The organism is Olegusella sp., from assembly GCF_057238325.1.
In genome coordinates, this window is sequence record NZ_DBHHGF010000011.1 from 52,032 (window position 1) to 70,113 (window position 18,082).

Sequence of the window (18,082 nt, forward strand, 5' to 3'; positions counted from 1 at the left end):
GGGTGGCTTACCTTACATATGCAGGCGGCAAAACGGCACGTACGCAGCGTACGCATGTATATGTGCGTTTAGTCGATGTCTTCTTCGCGGCCTAGTTCGCCATCGGCAAGCAGAGCATCATCTTCGGTGTCTTCGTCAATTACAAGTGGTTGGAAGCTTGCGGTATCACCACCGATAAGGGTGGTAGCTGCGGCTTGCGTTGCTTCCTCGCGAGCTTTGCGCAGCTCGTCGCTAAAGACATCGCTTTCTTCTTCCTCAACTTTGACTTCAGGGATAGCAACAACTGGCATAGAAGATGCGGTATTGCCACGCTTGGTGGTGCGCTTGTAAGGCTCGCGGGTAAGCTTGTGTGTGTGCTTTGCCTTGGCAAACAGCGGCACGTATTCGATGATATTGGAAGAGTTTTCCAGACCATACCAACGGGCGGGGGAGCCGCAGAAACGGCGGATAGCGTACTTTACCGTCAAGATGCCAGCGTTGCCACCTGAGATCTCGGATTCAGGTGAAATCTCCTTGCGCAGCATGCAAAAACGAAAGTCACCAATACTGCTGGCATTGCGGTAGATAGAGTAGCGGTGTGGTTGCGGAGCCAACTGACCAGACTCCACGAGCTCAGAGACAATCTGATAAAGGTACTGGTTAACGCGCTGATTAACACGGAAGCCCAGACGTAGCTGTACCTTAAAGACAAAATCGGTGCCAAAATTGTTAACTGAGTACGAAAGCGTGCGGGGCTCGTCAGTAACCTTCACGTTAAGGAAGTAGTACGCGCGGGCGCGCTTGGGCTGCTTGTCCAAAATTGAATAGAGAATGTCTCGATCGAGCTTATCGGGGCTGGAATCGTTAGTAAGGAACACCAGATTGTCTGCTGTAAGAGAATAGCTTTCGTCGTGACTAAGGTCACGGAGCTGGTCGATGTACTTGTTGACTGGCAAATAGACCGTCTGCGTGCGTTCGATAGCGGTGCCGCGGCGCCATACATACATGACAAAGAAAATCGCCGCTGCCATTAGTACCGTGAAGTAGCCGCCATGCAGGAATTTTGTCAGGCTAGAGACAAAGAACATAGCCTCAAGTGCAATAAAGAAAGCAAGAAACACATAGGCAATAAGTGGCTTGTGGCGAATGGTATGGAGGTAGACAAAAAGCAAAACGGTGGTCATAAGCATAGTTGCTGTAATTGCTAGACCGTATGCGGCTTCCATATGACTGGATGTCCTAAAGAGCAAAACAACAAAGATGCAGCCAATCCAGATGATGGTGTTGACCAAAGGAATGTAGAGCTGGCCTTTGGTATTGGAAGGATAGGTGATCTTGAGGTGGGGCATGAGGTTGAGGTGAATAGCCTCACTAACGATGGAGAAAGAGCCAGTAATGAGTGCTTGAGAAGCGATGATAGCAGCCAAGGTTGAAAGAATGACGGCAAATACGCGGAGGTTTTCGGGTACCATCTCGAAGAAGGGATTGAGCTGCTCAATGCCATACAAACCAGTGTTACCTCTGTTTGCCAAAATAAAGGCGCCCTGACCTAGATAGTTGAGAATCAAGCAGAGCTTTACAAAGGGCCAGCTTGCATAGATGTTTGACTTACCAACGTGGCCCATATCGGAATACAGTGCCTCGGCACCAGTGGTGCAGAGGAAGACATTGCCCAGCACCATGAGACCTGCTGCATTGATATCTGAGAAAAGGAAGATGACACCTCGCATAGGATTGAGTGCACGCAACACATCCCAATTTCCTGTAGTAATGATATTCATCAAACCGATGGCTGCCAAAAAGCCAAACCATAGAGTCATGACTGGACCAAAGGCTTTGCCGATGGTAGAGGTACCTGCGCGTTGAATCATAAAAAGTGCGCAGAGAATGGTAATGGTGATACCAATAACAATATGTTGATTATCACCAATGATGTTGTAGACTGCCTCAATGGTGCGCAGACCCTCAATAGCTGTGGTTACGGTGACGGCAGGAGTGAGGATGCCATCTGCCAACAGTGCTGCTCCACCTACCATAGCAGGGAAGAGCAGCCACTTGCTACAGCGCCTCACGAGACTGTAGAGAGCAAAAATACCGCCCTCGTTGTGGTTGTCTGCTTTCATGGCAATAAGGACGTATTTCACCGTTGTAATTAAGGTGATGGTCCAAATCAGTAGAGACAAAGCACCCAAAACCACATCACTACTCATGGTTTTGAGTCCGCCGTTACCCTCCATGATTGCCTTCATGGTGTACATGGGACTCGTGCCGATGTCGCCGTAGACAACGCCTAAGGTTACTAACACCATACCCATAGAAAACGGAATGCCCGCATTTCCACGTGCCGCCTTATGTGTGTGACTTTTTTTGCGAGAAAAGTCTTTGACGGATCCCAAAGGGGTCTTTGAAGGTCCCTCAACAGGCATATTAGCTATGCTCATGACGCTCCAAACAACGTATCTACCTGCGCAGACATCAAGCAACATGCTGTATTTAAACTATGTGTGAAGCGAGTGTTAGCGCACACTGAATCTATAATTTTATCTTTTTGTAGGGGCGGGGCAAGTTGAGACCCGTAGATGCAGAGAAGAAGTGCGGATGGCAGGTCGAGTTTTGCTTGTCTGCTCTATAGTGTTTGTCGACAAGAGATGCGCTTCAGCGCGATTTTAAGGAGGCCAATATGGCAGAAGAAACTGAGGGAAAGCTGGTGGCTACGCCTGCCGCAACCCCCGCAAAAAAGAGTGACTTTTGGGTGGCTCAGGGTTCGGGAACTGTGCCTGTACCTGAGGCTGTATCCCAGCACCTTAGCTGGAAGGGTGAGGGGGAAACTATCGATTACATCGCCACGGCAGGCCACGCCGACGTGCGTGATGATACGGGTCGCCTGACGGCTCAGATGTTTCATCTTGCGTATGTTGCAGTTGATGCTGAGGGTAAATCTGATCCCACGCGTCCGGTGACCTTCCTTTTTAACGGCGGTCCTGGTTGTGCATCTGTGCCTATCAACTTTGGTGGCTTTGGTCCGTTGCGCGTAGAGACCTCAGGTACTGACCACCTATATTCATCTGCTCCTGTGACTGACAATCCTCATACCCTGTTGAAATATTCTGACCTTGTCTTTTTTGACGCACCGGGTACGGGTTTTTCACCAGTTGCTGCAGATGCAGAACCCAAGTCGCTCTTTGGTGTTGATGGGGATGCTGATGCTTTTTGCCGTGCTATTACTGATTGGCTAGAGCGTGAGGGTCGCTGGGCAAGTCCATTGTATTTGTTGGGTGAGTCCTACGGCACTGTCCGCAATGCGGTATTGATGCGTCTTTTGGGCGAGCGTGGCGTCAAGTTGACTGGTGTGACCATGCTGTCTGCAATTTGGGATTGGGTACAGACCCTACCTGGCGAGGATCTGTATTACTTGGGCATGCTGCCAACATTTGCTGCAACAGCACAGTTCTTTGGCCGTGTAGGCAAAGATATTGATGTAGACAGCTGGTTTGACAAGGCAATGAGCTTTTCTGACGAGGTTTATGCCCCCGCTTTGCTTGTTGGCGACCGCCTAGGCAAGGAGCGTGAACGCAAGGTGGCCGAGCAGATGTCCGAGCTCATTGGTCTGTCTGCTGACTACATCGTCTCCTGCCATCTACGTGTATCGCTGGAGGATTTCCGTAGGCACATCTTGGCGGACGAGGGCAAAGTTTGTGGCCGTCTCGATATGCGTTTTGTATCTGATGCGCCAAGCTATCAGCAAACTCCTGATTGGATTGCAGGTGAGGATGCTGCTGACGATGCGGTTAATGCTGTCTGGAACAATGCCTTCCGTACCTTCCTACGTGATAGCTTGGGCTATCGTAGTCCCGCTCGTTATCTTGACAACAACTATGAGCGTGTTGGCATGAAATGGGATTGGGAGCACGAGGCTCCTGGTACGGGTGAAAAAGTCGGTGCTCCCAACGTTGCCATCGATATCGCCTGTGCTTTGCGCCGCGATCCCACTATCAAGATGTGCGTGCTTGGTGGTCGATACGATGCAGCGACAACCTATTGGAATGTTGTCCATGATCTCTCTGCACAGTTCCTCTCTGATGAAATCAAGCAACGCGTAGAATTCCATCGCTATGGCTGTGGTCATATGGCCTATGTGGATGTTCCTACGCTTGAGGCAATGGATGCCGATCTTGCAGCCTTTTACCGTAAGCATTAAAGACGCGTGTTGACCTACGCAATCACGCCGGAGGAAATAATGGAGTTTTTTGCCAGCTGTCCTGCAGGATTTGAAAGCCTTCTCGCTGATGAACTGCGGGCTTTGGGTACACCTCGTGTGCGCCCCCTGCATGGACAGGTTGGCTTTGAAGGCAAACTGGCAGATGCTTATCGTGTCTGCCTATGGTCGCGCCTTGCCTCCCGCGTGGTTGCGATTTTGGCGCGTGTAGGTGCTCGTAATGCTGATGAGCTTTACGAGGGTGTATCACAGATTGCTTGGGAAGAAGAGCTACCACGTACAGCAACCATTTCGGTTGATGCGCATGGCACTAATTCTGAGCTACGTAATACTCGTTTTACTGCCCTGCGTACCAAGGATGCTATTGCCGACCGTATGGCAGAGATGCGTGGCGTGCGATTGGCCACAGATCCCAGTCAAGCAGATTTGACAGTGATGGTTCGTCTTTCGCGTGAGCGAGCAGTAATAGGTATTGAGCTGGCGGGAGAGCCACTTTTCCACCGCGATGGGCGGCGCGAATCCAGTCTGCGTGAATCTTTGCGTCCCGACTATGCGGCAGTACTTTTGGCAGCAGGCGGTTGGTATCGCCTGCGTAGGCACCAAACACCAACTTTGTTGGCACTAGGGGCGGGGGCAGTGACTCTGCTTGCGGAGGCACAAGCAGAGCGCGATGACAGAGCACCCAATTTGTTACGGCATCGTTGGGGCTTTGAGTCATGGCTTAGACATGATGAAGCAGCGTGGTTTGCTTTGCTTGACGAAGCTGATGAACGCGCGGAGGCGGCCGCCGAAGCCAGTACGACAGCAAACTTTATTGACGTTGGTATGAACGGGCTTGATGCTGCGCAGCTTGGAACTGCTGATGTTTTGCTTTGCTGTGATCTAAGTGGAGCTACAGACTTTGCTGAAACATCGCGCGAGCTGACACAGGCACGTTCTGTTGCAGCAGCTTTGTCGTCGGGTTCAGCTCTTGCCGTGCTTGGGCGTGACAAAAGCCTTGGTGTGACTTTGGGTTTAGAGCCCACGCTGGAGGAACGCATCTATCTTGGCGCAGATGAAGGAGTGCTTGTAGCCTACGAGCTAGGAGAAGACACGCGTCAAGGTATGCCGCTTGCGCTCAAGAATGGTTCGACTGTGATGGTGGAACTACCCTCAAGTGAGCAATTTGCCCGCCGCTTGGAAAAAGCTTGGCGACTGCGTCGCCGTTGGGCACGTCGCGAGGATGTAGGCGCCTACCGTGTATATGATGCTGACCTACCGGATTATGCTGTCGCTATTGAGCGTTTTGAACCTTCTGTGCTCATTGATGAAGCCAAATATGGTGGAACGGGAGGGGGCCCTTGGGCGGTATTGTCTGAGTACGCTGCACCCAAGGAAATTGACCCTGCTTTAGCGCGCACTCGACTTTCGGATGCTCTTGCTATTGCAGCGCCTGTTTTAGGTGTGGCTGCAGGAGATATCTTTGTGCGTCAGCGCTTGCGTGCTCGCGGTGGCTCGCAATATGCAAATCGCCAAGTAGTACGTGATAGTGCAGCAAAGAAAGGTAAGCTTGCTCTACCTGCTGGAGCACATCTCGTAGATGAGGGCGGACTGACTTTTGAGCTCAATTTTTCAGGTGGGCTGGACGTGGGGCTTTTCCTAGATACCCGTGATATTCGCGCACGTATTCGCGAGATGGCCAAGGCAACTGCTGGCTCCAAGCGTTTCTTGAATCTTTTTGCCTATACGGGTAGTGCGAGCTGTTATGCTGCGGATGGTGGTGCCAAATATACGACGACGGTTGACCTTTCCCGTCCCTATCTGGAGTGGGCTGAGCGCAATATGGGGCGCAATGGTTTTGGTGGGCCTGAGCATGAATATATACAAGCGGATGTCTTGAGCTGGGTAAATGAGCAACGCCATACACGCAATCGCTGGGATTTGATTTATCTTGATCCTCCTACTTTCTCCAATTCCTCACGCATGAAAAGTTCTTCGTTTGATATTCAGCGAGACCATGTGGAACTCTTGATTGGCGTTTCGCGTTTGCTGACACGGGCGGGTAGCTGTGTGTTTTGTTGCAATTTGCGAGACTTTGTACCAGAGCTTGAAAAACTTGCCAAAGCAGGAGTGGAGCTTAGTGATATTACTGACCAAACAATCCCCGATGATTTTTTGCGCAATAAGCGTATTCATCATTGCTATATCGTGCGGCGCTGTCGGCCGACTGCGGTCTAGGAAGTTTGCTAATACCCAGCTCTGCTTGAGAAAAGATAGAGGATATAAGTCTTTTGTCCGTTTCGGGTGACAGACTTGTTCTTTAGCCTTGGTAAATACCACCTTCTGCCGTCTTGCTCGGCTTTCATGCACTCTGTCGGGGTAAACTAAATTAAGTATGCGAGAAGGCCGCAGACAAGTGTCGCGGCTCGACAGAAAGGCTGACTATGGACAAAGAGATTCAGGACAAGGTACAGCTTTGGGCTGAGAACGTCACAGAAGCTGATCTCAAATCTGAGCTCGAAGACCTGATGGCCCCTGGAAATGAGGAAAAACTCAACGATGCGTTTTATCGCGACCTTGAGTTTGGCACGGCAGGTCTGCGCGGCACGATTGGCGTTGGTACCAATCGCATGAATGTGCATGTTGTAGCTCAAGCTACTCAGGGTGTTGCAGATTATCTGAATGCTCATTATGAAAATCCCTCGCTGGCACTTGCTCGTGACTCTCGTCTTAAGGGTGAGGATTTCCAGAAGGTCGCAGCAGGAGTTTTGGCTGCAAATGGCATCCATGTGTATGTCTATCCTCGTATCGAGCCTGTGCCAACGCTGTCATTTGCCGTGCGCTACCTGCATACTTCTGCTGGTATCGTGCTGACTGCTTCTCACAATCCCGCTCAGTACAACGGTTACAAAGTCTATGACGACAACGGCTGCCAGATTGCCAATGAAGCCGCAGATGAGATTTCCGCTTCTATCGCGCGTACGCCCATGTTTGGTGCAGTCAAGATGATGGACTTTGACGAAGCCTTGGCTCAGGGTTTGGTTGAGTGGACGCCTGAGGAGGTTCTCGACAACTTTATCGAGTCTGTCAAGAAGGTCTCTGTTCCTGGCTTTAAGGCTCCCGAGGGCTTCAAGGTCGTCTATACACCGCTCAATGGCACTGGTATGGAGTGCGTCACGCGCATCCTCAAGGAGATTGGCGTTGAGGACGTGACCGTTGTTCCCGAGCAAGCAGAGCCTGACGGACATTTCCCAACTTGCCAGTACCCCAACCCTGAATTCCGCGAGGCGCTGCAGCTGGGTCTGGATTTGTGCGACAAGGTCAAGCCGAACTTCATGGTGGCTACCGACCCTGATGCCGACCGTATGGGTTGCGCTATTCCTCACGATGGTGGCTATGTGCTGCTTTCTGGCAATGAGATGGGCGTATTGCTGATGGACTGGCTGGCAACCATGGCCAAGGAAAATGGCGAGGATGTGACCCGCAAGGTTGCTGTTTCTACCATTGTTTCTTCTGTCATGCCTGATGCTTTGGCTCGTGATTATGGCTTTGAGATGCGTCGTGTGTTGACTGGCTTTAAGTATATTGGTGGCCAGATTGACCTGCTTAAAGATGCGGGTGAGGAAGACCGCTACCTCATGGGCTTTGAGGAGAGCTATGGTTACCTCGTAGGCACTCACGCTCGTGACAAAGATGCAATCGTTGCCACGATGCTCGCAGTAGAGATGAGTGCTTATTACGCAGCTAAGGGTATGGATCTCTACGAGGCTATGGATGCCTTGTATCAGAAGTACGGCTACTATCTCAATGGTACGGTCAATGCTTCTTTCCCAGGTGCTGCAGGTGCTGCGCGCATGGCAGAGATTATGGCGGGTTTGCGCGAGAAGCCTCTGACCGAGATTGCTGGTTACAAGGTTATTGGCACTACCGACTTTGGTACTGGTGCTCAGATGGCTATTGTGGGTGGCCTTCAGAAGGAGCCCAAGCAAACCCTGCCCAAGGCAAACGTTATCGAGTATCGCTTGGAAGACGACAACAAGGTTATCTTCCGTCCTTCTGGTACCGAGCCCAAGGTCAAGGCGTACCTCTTTGCTAAGGGCGCAACGCGCGCTGAAGCCGAAGAGGTTGAGGCAAAGCTTCGTGCTGCTAGCGAGAAGATCCTCTCGTAGCATGGCGTTCTGCTTGTTATAAGCCTACGCAAAAGCCCACATCCTTGCAGATGTGGGCTTTTTTGCGCGTTCGTTTGGTCTTCCTTGCCTATTGTGGAACGGTCCTAAGAGAAGAAAAGGTCCACCGTTCATCATCCCAATCGAAAAGGAATCCTAATTCCTCATTGGCAAAAAATCGACCTGCCCAGATGGCTTACTGGTTGGAACTGTCAGCGCTATCAGAAGATGTATCTCCGGTGTCGCTTGTACCAGAGTCACTGTTGTCGCTATCGGATCCGTCGCTCGTATCGTTTTGTGCGGCAACGCCTATCGAGTAAAGTGCGCTTGCACTTGAGCTGATGGTACCTGCATCCCAACTGTGGGAAGATACCGCCGATGAGGTGGGATCATAAACGACAATCGAGCCATCGTTGCCATAGCCAATTACAAGTATCCAATGTGCTGATGCCGTAAGGCTATCGTCTTTTACTTGTACCAAAGCAGGGCTTCCATTGCCCAAAATAGAGTGCAGATTGTCTTTGCTAACTTCCATTGAAGTAACGCTTAGGCCCACAGTTGAGATGCCCTTGTCAAAGAAGGACGTTGCCATGCCCGTGTCGCCAGAATCTGCACCTGCATCAGCAATTGCTTTGGCAATCGTGGCGGGAGTTTGGTCGGTTTTACCAGTGAGACCCATATAAGCCATGGCAAGTGAAGTGGGGCCAGAACCTGTGACGCCAAGAGCGCCGTCGCCAAAATCCACATTACCCCAACGAGAATCCCAATCAAAGAGTAAAGGATAGGTACCTTTTTCAACAGTGTCTTCATATGCACCGCTGGTGTGGTCGGCATCGGGGTAGGTGAGGACAAACTTAATAGCATTTGGCTCGTTAACAGCCAAATCAATCATGCGGCTATCCTTATATTTGTCAGCATTTTTAGCAATCTTGTACAAACTGTCAGCGTTATCCAAAGCAGGGGTGAGCTTGCTGGTGATGTCAGGGGACGCACTAGCTGAGACCCTAGTGTCCTGAGAGTTGACTGAACTGGTTGAATTATTTTTCTTGTTTGCTCCAGAAGCACATCCGCGGACACAGCTTGAGATAGCAAATATCAAAATAAGCAGAGCAATAATGCCGCCAGCAAGGATGAGGAGACTACGCTGATCAAGATTGGAAAGCAGACCGCCTTTGCGTCCACTAAAGTTGATGCCGCGCTGGCGCAATGAATAGCCAGTGTCATGACCGTTGATGGTACGATAATTGCGATTGGAGCGATAGGGACGTTGACCGCCGCGTCTATCATGAGAAGGACCCTGCCCAGAACGGTATCCACGACGAGCACCTTGTCCTGCTCCACTATTGCTAGAAGTAGAACGTAGGCGAGCAGGACGATCGGAATAGCCGCCAGAACGCGGACGCGAACCGCCACGGTTTGAATCTGCATAATTGGACATGGGAATCCTCTCAGCTATAACTTTGCTGCTCTATGAGGCTGAGCAGCTTAGTGCCTTGTATTCCATATCTATAGTATGCCAAGCCCGCAAATCTAGCTGAGAAAAAATATGCGAATGGTAACGCATGTTTTTCATGAAAACTAACATATTGAGCTATCAGTAATCCTTTTGAGAATTCTTTCGAAGATTTATAAGTGCTTGATGTATAGCTAAACTATGTGCAGGAGACGTGTAAAACTCCGTTTGTCCCCTTGGTTCTTACCGCTTGCCGCTCGTTCAAACATAAAGTTCAATTATTCGATTATTAAGTAGGTATGATGCATAGTGGCTATATCTCATGCAGCTCAAATGAGAAGGTATTATGACCTTTGAATTTTGAGGTTTATGCATACATATCGGATTTGTGGGGTTGATTATGGTGAAAAGACGCAACAGTAGGCAAGATGCTATTCGTGATATTGTCCGCGGCAAGTCCATCCGTACTCAGCGTGAGTTAGTTGATGAACTGCAGGATATCGGATATAAATGCACTCAGGCTACTGTTTCGCGCGATATTGCCGATATGGGTTTGCGTAAGCTCTCTGAAGGTATCTATGTGCTCGCCGAAGACCTGCATCTTCAGCGCATGGTTTCTGAATTTGTGTTAAATGTTGATCGTGCTCACAATCTTGTGATTATTAAAAGTCAGCCGGGTACTGCTCCAGGTGTCGCTGCTGCTGTTGATGCGGCAGCTTTGCACGATGTTTGCGGATCCGTTGCTGGTAACGATACGGTACTTGTAGTTTCGGCTGATGACGAGGCAGCAATCGAGTTGCTCAATCTCATAGAAAAGCTGCGCAGTACGCACAAGTAGCTTTACATGTAAGCATGGCAACAAAAAAGCACGCTCGATGTTGAGTCGAGCGTGCTTTGTATCAGTATAAGGGTCACACAAGTAACTGTTACTCACCCGCAGGCGCATCTTGTTGCTGCTCATCACCACTATTGTCGGTGTTGTCAGGAGTTGTAGCTCCGCCGCCATTATTAGGATCGGTCTGATTTTCGTTGTTCTGAGTATTGTTCTCGGTATTTTCAGTGTTCTGCTCAGTTGTGGTCTCTTCGGTCTTTTCCTCGACTTCGTATTCCATGGTATAGGTGCGAGCAAAGTCCCAAGCGCTATTGTCCTTGTAGGTGGGCTTTTTGTCTGTGGTGGGGAACTCCTCACGTGCTGTATCTTTGAGAATGGCATTGGTAAAGCCTACAAAGATGGGGCAGGCGGTGTTATAAGGATGCAGGTAGCTGCCATGTACCAAGACAGGAGTGTTATCTTCGTTGCCCACCCATACCGCAACTGAAACCTGAGGTGTATATCCGCAGAACCATAGGTCACGGAAGTCCTCGGTTGTACCAGTCTTACCAGCGATGGGCTGGTTGTAGTTGGTGGTGTAGGAGACAACATTTGCCGTACCGCTGCTACTCGTGACAACAGTTTGCAGAGCTTCAGTTGCAGCCTGAGCAATCTCTGCAGGTACAGTGCGCTTACCATCATCTTTATGCTCGTAGACGATATTACCGTTGCGGTCTTCGATACGTGTAATAGCAACGGCATCATGGTGGATACCGCCAGTGGCAAGTGTGGCATAGCCTTCTGCCATTTGAATGGGAGGTACACCCTCGGTACCCAAGGTAATAGCAGGATAAGCAGGTAGGTCAACATCAATGCCCATATCATGAGCAGTAGTTACAATCTTGTCGGCGCCAATACCCATGGCAACCCGTGCAAAGCCTGTGTTAGAAGACACCGCAAGTGCCTGTTGCAGAGTCAGAATACCAAGATTCTCGTTGGCGTAGTTTTGTACCTTCCAAGTGCTGGTAATCTGCTGCGGAGAGCTACAATCCAAGTAAATATTAGGGTTCACACCCGCTTCAAGCGCTGCTACCAGCGTAAACGCCTTAAAGCTCGAACCAGGCTGACGCCTTGCTTGGGTAGCCATGTTGTACTGGCTCTTCTTGTAACTTCTGCCACCGACCATGGCTTTGACATAACCAGTGCCAGGGTCAATAGCGCACAGTGCTGCTTGTAGTTGGTCGTCATCAATGGTCTTGAGTTGGTCGGATACGGCTTCCTCGGCAGCTTTTTGCCAATTAAGGTCGAGTGTGGTGTAGACCTTCAGGCCGCCTTTGAGAATAAGATCCTGATCAAAGTCCTTAAGCAGTAGTTCGCGGACATAGTCGGTAAAGTAGGGACTAGAGCTGTCAGATTCTTTGAAGCTGCCTAGGTTGAGCTTGATATCCGCGCTCTTAACCTTGTCATAGTCTTCCTTGCTGATATCACCAATTGCAAGCATACGGTCAAGTACATGGTTGCGGCGCTTCTTGCAGGCCTCCATGTTGACTGTGGGATCAAAATAGCCAGGAGAGTTGGGGATACCAGCCAAAGTTGTAGCTTCATTGAGATCAAGGTCTTTGGCGCTCTTATTAAAATAAGTTTTGCTTGCAGCTTCGATGCCATAAGCACCATGACCATAGTAGATGGTGTTGAGATACATCATCAGAATCTGGTCTTTGGTGTAGGTCTTTTCCATCTGAATGGCAATATAAGCCTCGCGAACCTTACGCTTGAGGCTCTGCTCGAATTGTTCATCAGACAAGACAGTATTGCGGACAAGCTGCTGAGTGATGGTAGATGCACCCTCAGAGCGACCAGCAAGCTGCGAAACAATAGCTCGAGCAATACCCTGCGGGTCAACACCATTGTGCTTGTAGAAGCGCTCGTCTTCAACGTCGACGGTGGCCTTGAATACGGCATCTGCTACGTCAGCCTGCTTTACAGAGTGACGATTTTGCAGATAGTACTCAGCCATGACCGTGCCATCAGAGGCAAGCACCTGTGTAGGCTCTGCCACGAGATAGGCATCGGCTGACTGATAGTCAGGTAGGTTCTGGAGCCAGCTTGAAACCAGTGCTCCAAGAGAAATACCCACAGCGGCGGCGAATAAGGCCAAAAAGCCAAAAACGCCAACAATTCCAAAGCCGACGATATGTGTGCGCGAATGCAGACGGGCCCTGCGCGTACGAATGCCCATGCAGTCCTCCTCAGGCGAGCGACATTTGCATCAACATTATAAGGGTTCGACCGCGCCTGTCCTGCTAGAGTAGGAGAGTCCATCCTTCAACTAATTTATTGTGGGGCGATGGTAGTTAATAAAATCTCAGGAGGTCTGTTGTGTTATCGGTAGAAGAGCAGCTCAAGGTAATTACTTCGGGAACTATGCAGATTGTTCCTTTGGATGAGCTCAAAAAGAAACTCGAACGTGGAGTTCCTCTGAATATAAAGCTAGGCGTTGATCCTACCTCGCCTGACCTGCACTTAGGTCATGCGGTGCCTTTGCGCAAGATGCGTCAGTTTCAAGATCTTGGTCACAAGGTAACACTCATTATTGGCAATGGCACGGCGCTCATTGGCGACCCCTCGGGTCGTGATTCTACCCGTCCTCCTTTAACAGAAGAGCAGGTCGAAGCCAACGCTGCCACCTATGTCGAGCAAGCTCTCAAGATTTTGGATCCCGAGCGTACGCAAATTGTTCACAATGGCGAATGGCTTAAACCTTTGGATTTGGGCTCAATGCTTGGTCTGATGAGCAAGTTCAATGTTGCACGCATCCTTGAGCGTGAAGACTTTCACAATCGTTACACAAATGGTATGCCAATTGCATTGCATGAGTTTATCTATCCCGTGTTGCAAGCCTATGACTCGGTGATTATCAAGGCTGACCTCGAGATGGGCGGTAACGACCAGATTTTTAATCTTCTCGCTGGTCGCGATTTGATGGAAAAATCTGGCATGGAACCACAGGTAGCTCTTACGATGCCGCTGCTTGTGGGCCTTGACGGTGTCAAGAAGATGTCTAAGAGCTACAAGAATTATGTTGGTCTGACTGACCCTGCTGACGAAATGTTTGGCAAGCTCATGAGTATTAATGACACAGTAGTGCCTATGTATTACCGTCTCTGCTCAACACTGCCTGTCGATGAAGTCGATGCAATTGATGCTGCTTATGCAGATGGTACGGCCGACCCTTACCAGCTTAAGCGTGCACTTGCTCGCAATATTTGTGATCTCTATCACGGTGAAGGTGCGGGTATTGTAGCACAAGCTGCTTTTGATGCTCGGTTCAAGAAGGGTGAGCTGCCTGAGAATATTGCTGAAGTCAGCGTGGATTTGACTCCCAACGACCAAGGCAAGATTTATCTTGCTCGTGTACTTGCCGAAGCGGGACTTTGCGCCTCGGCAGGTGACGGACGTCGCCAGATTGACGGTGGCGGCGTCAAAATTGATCAGGTTGCTGTTGCTGCAAAGAATTACAACATTGACCCCGAACAGCTGCATGTTGGCTGTGTAGTGCAAGTTGGCAAGCGCAAGTTTGCTCGTCTTGCCTAAATGCAGGAGCGAAAGATGACCAATCAAGCTGGCGCTCGGCAGGTACCTGAGCTGCTGGCGCCCGCTGGTGGACCTGAGGCTTTTTATGCGGCGCTGGCTGCAGGAGCCGATGCAATTTACTGTGGTCTTGGTAGCGATTTTAATGCGCGTCGAGGTGCACATAACTTCTCTGATGAGGAGTTTCGTGAAGCCTGCCGCGTTGCTCATATTGCGGGTGCACGGGTCTACGTAACACAAAATGTTGTTATCAAGGAAGACGAGCTAGAGCGGGCTGTACGCTGGGCCGCCCATGCTTGGGCACTTGGTGCAGACGCACTCATCGTGCAAGACTGGGGTCTGATGTCGGAACTCCGTCGCCGTCGTCCTGACATCGAAATTCATGTATCTACTCAGGCAAATGTGCATGACGGGCGTGCTGTGGCATGGGTGCGTGATGTTCTTGGGGTAGAGCGGGTGACGCTTTCACGCGAGTTGTCCTTGGCTGAGATTTCACGCATTGCACAGGAGGGCGTAGAGCTTGAAAACTTTGGGCATGGCGCGCTTTGCTTTTGCTATTCGGGTATTTGCAAGTTGAGTTCGTCGGTGGGTAACCGTTCGGCAAACCGCGGTCTTTGCGCGCAACCTTGCCGTCTGCTTTACGATCTGGTGGATAGTAAGGGTCGTGTGATAGCAGCGGACGGACGCACTCGACCGCTTTGTCCCAAAGATTACTGCACCATAAGTGATTTAGCTGAGCTTTCACAAGCAGGACTTGGCTCCCTCAAGGTAGAAGGTCGTATGAAAGCGGCTGACTATGTGTGGTCGGTAGTCTCTGCTTATCGCGGGGCTTTAGATGATGTTGCTGCAGGGCGCAAGTCTAGTCAGGACAATATCAATCGTCGTCGAGACTTGCTTTTGCGTTCCTTCAATCGTAACTTTACTGATGCCTATCTCAAAGGTCGCTCAGGCGATGAGATGATGAGCTATGACCGCTCGAATAACCGTGGCGAGCTGGCAGGAGAGGTGCTTTCAAGTCGCGACCTTGGGAGTTTTAGGCGGGTGCAGGGCGGTTCGGCAGGTGGTCGTGAGCGTACGCGCATGCACCACGAGGCTGAAGTCACACTGCGCGTTGACGTGCCAGTGGGCAAAGGTGATTTGCTTGAGTTGAGGCCGCTTGAAGATCCCTCGCAGTTTTTGACTACCTTGGCATCAAAAGATGTACGTCCTGGCGAGATCCTCACATGTCGTACGGTACGCACACTACCTGCGGGAAGTGTGGTGCGTGTTATTCGCTCGCAGGCAGCGCTGGATGCTTCGGCTTTGGCGGCACGTCCCAGTGCTGCTCCCAAACGCGCGATAACAATGAGGGTTATTGCACATATGGGTATGCCACTTGCTGTTGAAATGAGCTGCGTCGATGGCTCTGCTTCCGTGCGCGCAGAAGGCGATCTGGTTGAGGCGGCACGCACCAAGGCTGTGACAACTGAGGACCTTGCGGAGCATGCGGGTAGGTTGGGAAACTCTGCCTTTGAAGCGCGAGCCATAGATGTTGAGCTTGATGAAGGGGTGGGTCTAGGTTTTTCTTCCCTACATAAGCTGAGATCAAGGGCTTGTAGATTGCTTGAAAAAGAATTGCTTGCAAGCTATGAAGGGCGCTCCGAGAATGTAGGTGTAGGACTGCGCGGTCCTCGCGAAAAAGCTGCGTTACTTACTGATATGAAATCAGTGCAGATTGCAGAAATCTGCGCGTTGGTGGTAACGCCTGAGGCGGCACATGCGGCACTCACTGCTGGTGCTCATCGCGTGTATGTTCGTGATGATCAGCTGTCCGATCCAACGCTTTCAACTTGGCCTGCCGAGGTAATTCCTTGGCTTGATGAGGTTTGCCGACAAGCAGATCATAAACGTATTGATAACTATATCGTGCCAGGTAGCGAGCTTGCGGTAGGTAATGTATCCGAGTTGGCGGCAGCTGTTGATAGAGGTGCGTATCCTGAGATTAGGGCATGTATTCCTGTGCATAATGCAAGCTGTCTCTCTTGGCTTGAAGCCCAAGGTGCGCGGGGTTTTTGGCTGTCTTCGGAGCTAACGCTTGAGGAGATACGTCAGATTGCTTCCCAAGCAAAGACTCCCATAGGCATGACTGTATCGGGACGCATCCGCGCGATGACTAGTGAGCATTGTATTTTGCAGACTGCAGGACATTGTATAGAGGATTGTGCTCACTGTGGATTACGCAAGCAACGTTTGTCTTTGCGTAGTCGAGATGGCTCTTTGTTGCCTGTGCGTACGGATTTGCAGGGTCGCTCAAGATTGTATGCAGCTCGTCCTTTGGATTTGACGCCAGAGATAGGGGAGTTGCTTTCTGCGGGAGTAAGCCGCTTGATGGTGGATTGTAGTTTGTTAAGTGAGCAAGAAGTGGGCAGCGAACTCAAGCGTATCCAAGCGGCGCTCTTGGCAGTACAGGCGGGTAAACGTCCTGCTCCGCGCCTTGCAGGAAGTGATACAGGACATCTATTTAGCCCGATTGATTAGGCAACAGATGGATGTTTCGTTTTCCGTGGGTGTCTTTTGGCGCCTGAGGCATCTCAGGGTGTACACATTTGGCATTCATGTAAAGAAAGATACAAGTGAATGCGCAAAGTTGTATCGGGTAACATAGCCTAATGTCTAGCTGATAAATAGGGATTATGGCGAGCGTGTGTCAATGTGCTCGCGAAGGAAGGGGTAGAGATGGCAGTAAATAGGGACCTTCTTGAGAGGACAATTGACGTTATCCGTCAGAGCCTACAGGCTGATGGTGGTGATGTAGCGCTTATCGATTGTACTGATGATGGTGTGGTAACGCTTGAGATGCAGGGTGCTTGCGCTGGTTGCCCTCTGTCTTCGTATGACATGAGTGAGGGCATTGAGCGCATTTTGATGGAGCATGTTCCAGGCGTAACCAAGGTTATGCCTGCAATGCCGTTCTAAGGTAGCGCAGGTATGTGGCTTAACGAGCTGTATCATCAGCTTAATCCCATAGCTTTTGCACTGGGACCAGTGGTAGTACGCTGGTATGGCTTGGCTTATCTTGCTGGCTTTGTACTGGGTGCTGTTTGGATTTGGAGGACGCAAAAACGCTGGGGGTTGGATTTAACCCTCGACGAGTTGACATCAGTCATGATTGGTCTTGCTTTTGGTGTCATTATTGGAGCTCGTCTTGCCTATGTGCTATTTTATGGAGCTGGCTACTATCTAGAGCATCCGCTTGAGATCTTGGCACTCAACCAGGGAGGCATGAGCTTTCATGGTGGCCTTATAGGGGCAATCATAGGGGGCGGGATTGTAGTACGTAGACTGCATTTGTCGCTTGTAACCCTTTGTGACTTAGGAGTAAGTGCTGCACCGATTGGGCTTTTCTTTGGGCGTTGTGCCAACTTTATCAATGGCGAGCTCTGGGGCAAACCAACTGATCTGCCTTGGGGTGTCATGTTTTCTGATGCAGGCGGTGGTATGGTCTATCGCCATCCCTCGCAGCTCTATGAAGCTCTGCTTGAAGGCGTCGTGATTTTCTTGGTACTTTTTGTGCTGTCACGACGTAAGCCCACCCTTCCACAAGGGACTTTTTCGGGTGTATTTTTGCTGCTCTATGGGGTATTTCGTGCGTTGATTGAGTTTGTGCGTGTACCAGATGCCCAGCTGGGCTATCTCTTTGGCAATTTTTTGACAATGGGCCAAATTCTGTCGTTGCCATTGATTATTGCTGGTATAGCAGTACTCATCATTGCTGCTCACTTCAAAAGCCCCCAGCGAATTCACCTCATGCGCATTTCCTAGATGGTTCATTCTTCGGCGCACACTCACACAGATGGTTCATCCTTCGGTCTACCGAAAAAAATGACCAGCTGTTTTGTGTACTCCAA

At 50.4% G+C, this 18,082-nt stretch carries 11 protein-coding genes; 8 read left to right on the top strand and 3 right to left on the bottom strand.

What is annotated here, in order from left to right; all coding sequences use genetic code 11:
• Positions 1–68: 68 nt before the first annotated feature.
• On the bottom strand, positions 69–2,294 hold the full coding sequence (locus ACO5JD_RS08045; RefSeq protein WP_484989008.1) for a KUP/HAK/KT family potassium transporter: 2,226 nt from the start codon (positions 2,292–2,294) through the stop codon (positions 69–71).
• A 365-nt stretch (positions 2,295–2,659) separates the two neighbouring features.
• On the opposite strand from ACO5JD_RS08045, the gene ACO5JD_RS08050 reads away from it, so the two are divergent.
• From ACO5JD_RS08050 to ACO5JD_RS08060, 3 genes are all read left to right on the top strand, one after another.
• Entirely contained in the window at positions 2,660–4,177 is a 1,518-nt protein-coding gene (locus ACO5JD_RS08050; protein ID WP_484988996.1) for a S10 family peptidase, read from the top strand.
• A gap of 39 nt (positions 4,178–4,216) precedes the next feature.
• On the top strand, positions 4,217–6,412 hold the full coding sequence (locus ACO5JD_RS08055) for a THUMP domain-containing protein (protein WP_484988998.1): 2,196 nt from the start codon (positions 4,217–4,219) through the stop codon (positions 6,410–6,412).
• 206 nt (positions 6,413–6,618) lie between these two features.
• Positions 6,619–8,343, top strand: a complete 1,725-nt coding sequence (locus tag ACO5JD_RS08060) for a phospho-sugar mutase (RefSeq protein ID WP_484989000.1) — start codon at positions 6,619–6,621, stop codon at positions 8,341–8,343.
• Positions 8,344–8,536: 193 nt separating this feature from the next.
• Here the strand turns inward: ACO5JD_RS08060 and ACO5JD_RS08065 are convergent, their stop codons facing one another.
• A complete protein-coding gene (locus tag ACO5JD_RS08065) occupies positions 8,537–9,778 on the bottom strand; it encodes a C39 family peptidase (protein ID WP_484989002.1) in 1,242 nt (413 codons plus the stop codon).
• A 415-nt stretch (positions 9,779–10,193) separates the two neighbouring features.
• On the opposite strand from ACO5JD_RS08065, the gene ACO5JD_RS08070 reads away from it, so the two are divergent.
• Positions 10,194–10,631 carry an arginine repressor gene (locus ACO5JD_RS08070; protein WP_021625875.1) on the top strand — a complete coding sequence of 146 codons (438 nt, stop codon included), beginning with the start codon at positions 10,194–10,196 and terminating at the stop codon, positions 10,629–10,631.
• Between the two features lie 88 nt (positions 10,632–10,719).
• On the opposite strand, the gene ACO5JD_RS08075 is transcribed toward ACO5JD_RS08070, so the two are convergent.
• Complete coding sequence (locus ACO5JD_RS08075) at positions 10,720–12,843, bottom strand: transglycosylase domain-containing protein (RefSeq protein ID WP_484989004.1); 2,124 nt, start codon at positions 12,841–12,843, stop codon at positions 10,720–10,722.
• Between the two features lie 140 nt (positions 12,844–12,983).
• Here ACO5JD_RS08075 and tyrS point away from each other — a divergent pair, with 140 nt between their 5' ends.
• The 4 genes from tyrS (at position 12,984) to lgt (ending at position 17,996) form a co-directional block, all read left to right on the top strand.
• Positions 12,984–14,198, top strand: coding sequence for a tyrosine--tRNA ligase (gene tyrS, locus ACO5JD_RS08080; RefSeq protein WP_035438419.1), 1,215 nt, complete (start codon positions 12,984–12,986; stop codon positions 14,196–14,198).
• A gap of 15 nt (positions 14,199–14,213) precedes the next feature.
• Positions 14,214–16,712 (top strand): U32 family peptidase, encoded by a 2,499-nt coding sequence (locus ACO5JD_RS08085; protein WP_484989006.1) that lies wholly within the window; start codon positions 14,214–14,216, stop codon positions 16,710–16,712.
• Positions 16,713–16,910: 198 nt separating this feature from the next.
• Positions 16,911–17,150: a NifU family protein gene (locus ACO5JD_RS08090; RefSeq protein ID WP_035438417.1), complete on the top strand. Its 240-nt coding sequence runs from the start codon at positions 16,911–16,913 to the stop codon at positions 17,148–17,150.
• Between the two features lie 12 nt (positions 17,151–17,162).
• Positions 17,163–17,996, top strand: coding sequence for a prolipoprotein diacylglyceryl transferase (gene lgt, locus ACO5JD_RS08095; protein WP_021625870.1), 834 nt, complete (start codon positions 17,163–17,165; stop codon positions 17,994–17,996).
• Positions 17,997–18,082: the final 86 nt, after the last annotated feature.

Bases quoted from the DNA above. Each gene is read 5' to 3' on its own strand.
- ACO5JD_RS08045 (WP_484989008.1), bottom strand. From the start codon at position 2,294: ATGGGTATGGTGTTAGTAACCTTAGGCGTTGTCTACGGCGACATCGGC.
- ACO5JD_RS08050 (WP_484988996.1), top strand. From the start codon at position 2,660: ATGGCAGAAGAAACTGAGGGAAAGCTGGTGGCTACGCCTGCCGCAACC.
- ACO5JD_RS08055 (WP_484988998.1), top strand. From the start codon at position 4,217: ATGGAGTTTTTTGCCAGCTGTCCTGCAGGATTTGAAAGCCTTCTCGCT.
- ACO5JD_RS08060 (WP_484989000.1), top strand. From the start codon at position 6,619: ATGGACAAAGAGATTCAGGACAAGGTACAGCTTTGGGCTGAGAACGTC.
- ACO5JD_RS08065 (WP_484989002.1), bottom strand. From the start codon at position 9,778: ATGTCCAATTATGCAGATTCAAACCGTGGCGGTTCGCGTCCGCGTTCT.
- ACO5JD_RS08070 (WP_021625875.1), top strand. From the start codon at position 10,194: ATGGTGAAAAGACGCAACAGTAGGCAAGATGCTATTCGTGATATTGTC.
- ACO5JD_RS08075 (WP_484989004.1), bottom strand. From the start codon at position 12,843: ATGGGCATTCGTACGCGCAGGGCCCGTCTGCATTCGCGCACACATATC.
- ACO5JD_RS08085 (WP_484989006.1), top strand. From the start codon at position 14,214: ATGACCAATCAAGCTGGCGCTCGGCAGGTACCTGAGCTGCTGGCGCCC.
- ACO5JD_RS08090 (WP_035438417.1), top strand. From the start codon at position 16,911: ATGGCAGTAAATAGGGACCTTCTTGAGAGGACAATTGACGTTATCCGT.
- lgt (WP_021625870.1), top strand. From the start codon at position 17,163: ATGTGGCTTAACGAGCTGTATCATCAGCTTAATCCCATAGCTTTTGCA.